Annotated in this window: 8 protein-coding genes; 6 read left to right on the top strand and 2 right to left on the bottom strand. The window is 69.0% G+C overall.

The features are described from left to right. Positions 1-3: 3 nt before the first annotated feature. Both KGQ19_RS46245 and KGQ19_RS46240 read right to left on the bottom strand, forming a co-directional pair. The gene (locus KGQ19_RS46245) at positions 4-906 is read right to left on the bottom strand and encodes a PAC2 family protein (RefSeq protein ID WP_212021588.1); all 903 of its coding nucleotides are present in this window, start codon (positions 904-906) and stop codon (positions 4-6) included. 235 nt (positions 907-1,141) lie between these two features. Beyond that, positions 1,142-1,798 (bottom strand): NADPH-dependent F420 reductase, encoded by a 657-nt coding sequence (locus KGQ19_RS46240; RefSeq protein WP_212021586.1) that lies wholly within the window; start codon positions 1,796-1,798, stop codon positions 1,142-1,144. Between the two features lie 93 nt (positions 1,799-1,891). Between KGQ19_RS46240 and KGQ19_RS46235 the strand changes: the two genes are divergently transcribed. From KGQ19_RS46235 to KGQ19_RS46210, 6 genes are all read left to right on the top strand, one after another. Beyond that, entirely contained in the window at positions 1,892-2,296 is a 405-nt protein-coding gene (locus KGQ19_RS46235) for a winged helix-turn-helix transcriptional regulator (protein WP_212021584.1), read from the top strand. Positions 2,297-2,352: 56 nt separating this feature from the next. Then, a complete protein-coding gene (locus tag KGQ19_RS46230; protein WP_212021583.1) occupies positions 2,353-2,901 on the top strand; it encodes an EF-hand domain-containing protein in 549 nt (182 codons plus the stop codon). Positions 2,902-2,977: 76 nt separating this feature from the next. Beyond that, complete coding sequence (locus KGQ19_RS46225) at positions 2,978-3,970, top strand: LysR family transcriptional regulator (protein WP_212021581.1); 993 nt, start codon at positions 2,978-2,980, stop codon at positions 3,968-3,970. Between the two features lie 90 nt (positions 3,971-4,060). Then, positions 4,061-5,080 carry an amidohydrolase family protein gene (locus KGQ19_RS46220; RefSeq protein ID WP_212021579.1) on the top strand — a complete coding sequence of 340 codons (1,020 nt, stop codon included), beginning with the start codon at positions 4,061-4,063 and terminating at the stop codon, positions 5,078-5,080. Positions 5,081-5,260: 180 nt separating this feature from the next. Continuing rightward, positions 5,261-6,715 carry a sensor histidine kinase gene (locus KGQ19_RS46215; RefSeq protein ID WP_212021577.1) on the top strand — a complete coding sequence of 485 codons (1,455 nt, stop codon included), beginning with the start codon at positions 5,261-5,263 and terminating at the stop codon, positions 6,713-6,715. An 82-nt stretch (positions 6,716-6,797) separates the two neighbouring features. Continuing rightward, positions 6,798-7,274, top strand: a complete 477-nt coding sequence (locus tag KGQ19_RS46210) for a heme-degrading domain-containing protein (protein ID WP_212021575.1) — start codon at positions 6,798-6,800, stop codon at positions 7,272-7,274. The last annotated feature ends 72 nt before the right edge of the window (positions 7,275-7,346 follow it).

The following is a 7,346-nucleotide window of genomic DNA, read 5'->3' as shown; positions in this document are numbered from 1 at the left end:
GCCCTACCCCTCTTCAGACCCCCGCCGCCGCTCCTGCCGCCGCAGATACCGCTCGAATTCCCGCGCGATCGCCTCGCCGCTGGCCTCCGGCAGATCGGCGGCGTCCTCGTTGTCCCGCTGTTCCTCCAGCGTGCGCACGTACTCGCCGACCTCGGCGTCGTTCTCCGCCAGCTCGTCGACCCCGGCCTCCCAGGCCTGCGCCTCCTCGGCCAGCCGCTTCGTCGGGACCGACAGGTCCAGCACGTCCTCCAGCCGCCGCAGCAACGCCAGCGTCGCCTTCGGCACCGGCGGGTGCGCCACGTAGTGCGGCACCGCCGCCCAGAACGACATCAGCGGGATCCCCGCGAAGTGGCATGCCTCCTGGAACACGCCGGTGATGCCCACCGGCCCCTCATACGTCGGCGGCTCCACGTCGAACAACGCCTGGTAGGCCTCGTCGGAACTGGTCCCGGTCACCAGCGTCGGCCGGGTGTGCGGCACGTCGGCCAGGTACGCGCCCAGCGTGATGACCTGCCCCACGCCCAGATCCCGCGCCAGCCCCAGTATCTCCTCGCAGAACGAACGCCAGCGCATGTTCGGCTCCACGCCGTGCACCAGCACCAGGTCCCGCGGTTCCTCGTGCGCGTCCCCGGGCAACAACCGGGCCGGCGCCCGCACGATCGAGAACCGCGTGGTCGGCCAGATCACCTGCCGCCGGTCCTCCGCCGCGGCCACCATGGGCCGGTGCACCTGGTAGTCGTAGTAGTCCTCGCCGTCCAGCGCCGCGAACACCCGCCCGCCCCCGGCATAGGCCTCAGCCAGGTGCTTCACCGCGTTCGACGCCGCCTCGCCGGCGTCGTTCCACCCCTCGAAGGCCGCCACCATCACCGGGTCGGCCAGTTCCGGAATCCCGTCGAGCTCGATCATCGGCCTGGCCTTTCGCCTCGTGCGAACCTGTGGTCCGGGCCGTCCGGCCCGCCGTTCCGCATCCCGTCCGGGCTGAGGTCGTCTCTGGTCAGTATGGTCGCCCCCTCGAGCCGATGTCGCACCGCTCGGCGGGCCGGCCGCAGGTGGTTCTCCAGTACGCAGTGCACGCCTCAAGCCTACTGGGCTTCGACTTTTAGGGGCTGCCTGGAGCGGGCCGAGGCTGATCCCCGTCCGGCTAGGGGACGCGCGGGATCGCGGAGTGGGGATCGGTGCCGCCGAAGGCCAGCCCGATGACGAAACCCGCGACCTCCTCGAGCTGACGGACGCGATCCAGCGTGCCCAGCACGACCGGCGCCGCACCGACGTCGCGGACGAGTCGGCTGACGACGTCCAGGGCCGCGGGATCGTCGCCGCACATGGTCACCGTGACCGTCACCGTGACGGAAGAGTCGGTGGCTGCGGACAAGGCCGCGGTCTGTTGCCACTGCTCGGCGGGGAAGAGATTGAACGCCTTGACGACGTGCGCCCCCGGAGCCAGCTCGGCGATCCGCCGCGCCATGGAATCACCGTCAGCGGTGAGCAACGTCCCGACGCCATGCTCGACGGCGTTCGTGGGATCGATCAACGGCGTCCCCGCCAGCGTGCCTTCATACGCCCCCGATGCCCGCAGCATGTCCTCCACGCCGTCCCAGGACACGGCGAGCAGCACCGCATCACGTCCGGCGACGACGTGTCGCGGGGCGACGGCCTGTGTCCCGCGGCCCAGCCGATCGGCCAGCGCTTGCGCCTTCTCCGGCGATCGTCCGCCGACGGTGATTTCGTGCCCGGCGCGCGTCCACGCCTCACCCAATACCGCCGCGAGTGTTCCCGTCCCCAGGATCCCGATGCGCATCGTGTCTCCGTTTCCTTGACGCTGATCGAGCCACAGTAGGCAAGGCGTTACGCACCGATCGGTGCGCGACGGGAGCGCGATAATGGCAGCGTCATGAGCGATCACGAAGACCACGGCGGCGAATTGGCCGCCGATTGTCAGCTGCGCGCGGGGACTGATCTCGTTGCGCACACGTGGGATCCCGTCGTTCTGGTCGCGCTTCGACCGGGACCGTGCCGACGCCGCGGACTGCGGACGGCGATCGGTGGCATCAGCGACAAGGTTCTGACCGAGACGTTGCATCGCTTGCTGGCCAACGGACTGATCGACCGACGTGCGCATGCCGAGGCACCGCCCCGCGTCGAGTACGCCTTGACCGCGTTGGGGCAGAGCCTGGTCGACGGTCCGTTGGCCGCTCTGGGCCGCTGGACGCTTGAGCACAGCGCCGAACTCCTCGAAGCCCAGGAGAACGCGGCGCGGAACCGACCCCGACCCCGACCCCCGATTCTCACCCGATAGCGGGGTTTGAGTCGGGAACATGCCCGTCGTATCCGCTTCGCCGCCACCATGGGCCCATGGCGAGCGAATTCCAGCGACGCAAGGTCGCGGGCGTCTTCACCGCGATGGACACAGACCGCCGGGGATATCTCATCGAGGCCGACTTCGACGCGCTGGCAGCGCGCTGGACCGTCCTGCGCGGCCTGGAACCCGGCACCGAGGACCACGAGCGACTGCGAGCGATCATGCTCGGCTGGTGGTCATCGCTCAGCGCGTCGGCGGCGGACGCCGGGCACGTCACCCTGGACGACGTTCTCACCGTCGTCGACATCCTGCCGACGATGCTCGACGCGGTGAGCGTGACGGCGGACGCCATGTTCGAGGCCATCGACGAGAACCGCGACAGCCACATCTCCCGTGCCGAGTACCGTCGGCTCATCGAGGCCTGGAACGGCCGCCCGACCGACACCGACGAGATCTTCGCCCGCCTCGACCTCGACGGCGACGGCCATGTCTCGCAGCAGGAGTTCCGCTCTCTATGGACTCAGTTCTGGGTCGGGGATGATCCCGCGGCGCCCGGAACGTGGGTGTTCGGCCGCCTCGTAGAGGACGAGTCGGCGGCCTGACGCCGGCCCGCGGCTCGCGAACCGCAACCCCGCTCACCGTGAGTTAGTGTCCCGGTGATGATCGGAGGTGGCCGCGATGCCGCATGAGCAGCTTCACCGGCTCGACCTGAACCTGCTGCTCGCGTTCGAGGCGCTGATGGCCGAGCGGAGCGTCACCAGAGCGGCGGTGCGGATGTCGGTCGGGCAGCCGGCGATGAGCGCGTCGTTGGCCCGGTTGCGGTCGTTCTTCGGCGATCCGCTGCTGGTTCGCGATGGCCGGTCGCTGGTGCCGACGCCGCGCGCCGTGGAGTTGAGGGCCGCGTTCCAGGAGGCTTTGGACCTGATCGACTCCGCGTTGCGGGCCAGTCGGGGCTTCGATCCGCGCACGGCCCGGCGGACCTTCACGCTCATGGCGAGCGACTACGTGTTGCTGTTCCTGCTGGGGCCGTTGGTGGCGGCGTTGGAGGCGGAGGCGCCGAATCTGCGGCTGCTCATTCGGCCGGTCGCGGTCGACTACGCCGAGCAGCTGAGCCGGCCCGGGCTGGATCTGCTGATCCTTCCGGAGGAGTCGGCGGAGTTGCGGGTCAGCTCGGCCCGGCTGTTCACCGACCACCTGGTGTGCGCGGTCGACGCGCGGCATCCGGAGGTCGGGGAGCGGCTGACCGAGGAACAGTTCCGGACGCTGCCGTTGGTCTCCTACAGCGCCGGTTTCGCGGACCCGATCATCGAGCGACTGTTCCGGCGGCAGGGCGTGGAGCGCGTGCCCGCGATCGGGACCCAGAGCCTTGTCATCCAGCCGCTGGTGTTGGCCGGCACGCGGATGATGGCGGTGGTGCCGGAACGGCTCGGGCGGTATTTCGGTAGTCAAGCTCCCCTCCTGAGCCAGGCTTCCACCGGGAGTCAGGCTTCCATCCGCCTTCTGGAGCCCCCGCAGCCCTTTGAGCCTTTGCACCTGGGGATGTATTGGCAGCCTCGAGCCGATAGCGATCCGGGGCATCGGTGGCTGCGTGAACGTGTGCTACAGGCTGCGGCGGCTTTGGACGGCGAGGAATCGATGGCGACAATGGCAGATATCGATAAGAGTAGCTAATTGCTTTGATCCTCCCGAGATTACGCTGCAAAGGAAGCCGCTCACGCGGAAGCCGCTCATGCGGCTGCGTATTCTCACCGGGAGGTCACCATGACCGCAGAATCCGAATCCGGCAATAGCCTTCTCGCCTCGACAACCCCTGTGGTGGACTACCAGGCCCACTGGTACCCGCCCTCCGTCGTCGAAGGGCTCGTCGGCCGGACCGCCTACCCGCGGGCCGAGCGCGGTCCGGACGGCGACTACGTCCTGTGGCTCGATGAAAACCGCAGCCAGCCGCTGATGAACCGCCTCATGGCGGACTTCGACGATCACCTGGCGCACGCCGCCGCGGCCGGCGTCGACGTCCTGGTGCTCGGCCCGGCCACCCTGGCCGAGGTCTCCCACCTCCCGGCCGACGAAGCCGCCGAACTGCTCGACCGCATCCACGTGGAGTACGCGCGGGTGCAGCGCGAGCACCCCGACCACGTGGTGGCCCTGGCCGCCCTGCCCATGCAGGACCCGGCCCTGGCACTCAAGGTGCTGGACCACGCGATCGGCGAGCTGGACCTGCGCGGCGTCTCGCAACAGACCACCGTCGACGAGCGGCATCCGCTGGTCACCGAGGACACGATTCCCGTGTTCGCCCGCATCGCGGAGTTGGGCGTCCCCCTGGTGCTGCACCCGGGCTTCCGGTCCGCCACCGGCGTCGGCATCCGCAATCTGCGCGAGGACGCCGGACTGTCCTGGGTGTATCAGACCTCGCTGACGGCGCTGCGGCTGATCGACTCGGGTCTGCTGGATGTCGTGCCCGACCTCGTCGTCGTCCATCCGCATCTCGGCGGGGTGCTGCCCTACATCGCCGAGCGCATCGAACTGCTCGGGGGCAGCAAGGCCAAGCACCGGATCGAGCACTACTTCCGGACCAACTTCTACGTTGACACGGCCGCGGGCAACCCGGGTGCGCTCCGACTCGCCATCGAGACTTATGGCATTGAGCGAGTGGTCTTCGCCAGCGACTACCCGTTCTATGAGCAGGGGGCGACGCGGCGGCAGGTTGAGGGCGCTGTGGGGACGCAGGCTGCTCAGCAGATCTATGCCAACGTTGTTCCGGGCTTGCGGCTGGGGGGGTAGCGGGGTCGGCTGCCGACTGCCGCGGTACCGCGTGAGCGCTCGCGGCTGAGATCCTTCCTCACTCTCCTCACGGTTGCATCTCAGCCGTCTCTCAGCGGGACGCCCCAGGCTCTGCGCATGGCAAGGGATGGGGGTTGGGTGAGTCGGCGGTCGTTCAGATCACGGATCACCCTTCTGGTGGTGGCGGCGGTCGGGTTGTCGGTGGCGCTGTGCGCGTTGATCAGCTATCTGGCCATCAGTCGGACGATCATGAATCGGATGGACCACGAGCTGGAGCTGCGCGCGACTGTCTTTACCGCGGAGCCGCTGGCGATGTACGACCCGAGCACGCTCAATCAGGACCAGAACCGGGAGATGCTGGCGGTCTCCGGCTACCAGGAGTCGCTGGTCTATGCCGATGGCACCGCGGATCAGCCGTTGAACCTTCAGCTGCGGCAGCGGGGGCAGGTCCTGGCCACCTATCAGGTGTCGGCGCCCTTCGGGCCGCCAGAGGTCGCTGTGGCTGACGGGCAGAGCGGCAAGTCGCTGAGGACCGTCAGCTACAACGGTGTCGACTACCGTGTCTACGCCATCTATAACAGCTTCGCCGATAGTTCTGCGGGGGTATCGCAGGGGGCGGCCCCCGGCGGATCCACGGCGAGCTCCCAGCCCTCGGCGTTGGTCTTCTCGACGTCGTTGGCCCCGACCGAATCGGTCCTGAGCACCATCGCCACCATCTCGATCGTCGTGGGGCTGCTCGGCATCGGGCTCGCGGCCTTCGCCGGGCTGGCGATCGGACGCGCGGCGTTGCGGCCGGTGGTGCGGCTCTCGCAGGCGACCGAGTACATCGCCCGCACCGGGGACCTCGCGCCGCTGCCGGTCAACGGGGATGACGAGATCGCACACCTGACCCGCAACTTCAACACGATGCTTGAGGCGCTGGCCCGATCGCGGGAGCACCAGAAGCGCCTCGTCGCCGACGCCGGCCACGAACTCCGCACTCCGCTCACCTCCATCCGCACCAACCTCGATCTGCTGGCCCAGGTCGCGGCCGCGCCGCCGGATGACCGTCGGCTGCCCGCGGAGGAACGCGTCGCGCTCCTGAACGACGTGCGCGCGCAGATGGAAGAGCTCTCGATCCTCATCTCAGACCTCGTCGAGCTCTCCCGGGACGACCAGCCCGCGCACACCATCGAGCGGCTGGACCTGGTCAACGTCGTTGAACGCGCCGCGGAGCGGGTGCAGCGCCGCGCGCTTGGCGGTGTCAGGTATGACTTCCGGCTCCAGCACTGGTACCTCCAAGGCGACGCCACGGCGCTGGAACGTATGGTGACCAACCTGCTGGACAACGCGACGAAGTTCTCCCCGGCCGCCGGCACGGTCACCGTCACCTTGACCGATGGCATGCTCCAGGTGGCGGACCAGGGGCCGGGCATCGCCGAGGAAGACCTCACGCACGTCTTCGAGCGCTTCTACCGCTCCCCGGAGGCCCGCTCCACCCCGGGCTCGGGCCTCGGCCTGGCCATCGTGCAGCACATCGCCACGAATCACGGCGGCCGGGTCGAGGCGGCCCGCGCGCCGGGTGGCGGGGCGCTGCTCAGCGTGTGGCTGCCGGGCAGTCCGGCGCGGGTCGGGGAGAAGGTCGGCGCTGCGTGAGGGGTGCCGGGTGTCGGGCCACCCGCGGGTGTCGGCGGGCCGTCGGTTGACTGTTTGTCAACAGCGTTGATTAACTCGCCTCGTGAGCGAACCCACCACGAGCGATGAACTGCTCGCCCAAGAGGAACAGCTGGTCTTCACGACCTTCACCCACGACGACGCCTGGGCCCTGGGCTCGCTCCTGGTCCAGCTGGCCCGCGAGCGCGAACTGCCGGTCGCCGTCGACATCCACCGAGGCGACCAGCAGCTGTTCCACCACGCCCGGCCCGGCACCAGCCCGGACAACGGCTTCTGGATCGAGCGCAAGAACAACGTCGTCCGGCGCTTCGGCCACAGCTCGCTGCTGGTCGGGCAGCGGCACCGCGATCGCGGGACCACGTTCGAGGAGTCGACCCGGCTGCCGCTGGACACGTATGCCGCTCACGGCGGTGCTTTCCCTATCGCGGTCGCCGGTGTCGGCGTTGTCGGGACCGTGACTGTGTCCGGGCTGCCGCAGGTGGACGACCACAACCTGGTGGTCGAGGCGCTGCGCCGGTTCCTCGGCGACGGCGAGCGCTGACTGCCGAAATCCGTATGACAACCGGGATCGCGCTACCTACAGTCGGCGCATGGTCACCGAATCCCCGATCCC

Source organism: Catenulispora pinistramenti, assembly GCF_018274385.1.
GTDB lineage: Bacteria > Actinomycetota > Actinomycetes > Streptomycetales > Catenulisporaceae > Catenulispora > Catenulispora pinistramenti.
This window is presented reverse-complemented; position numbering and strand designations above follow the sequence as displayed.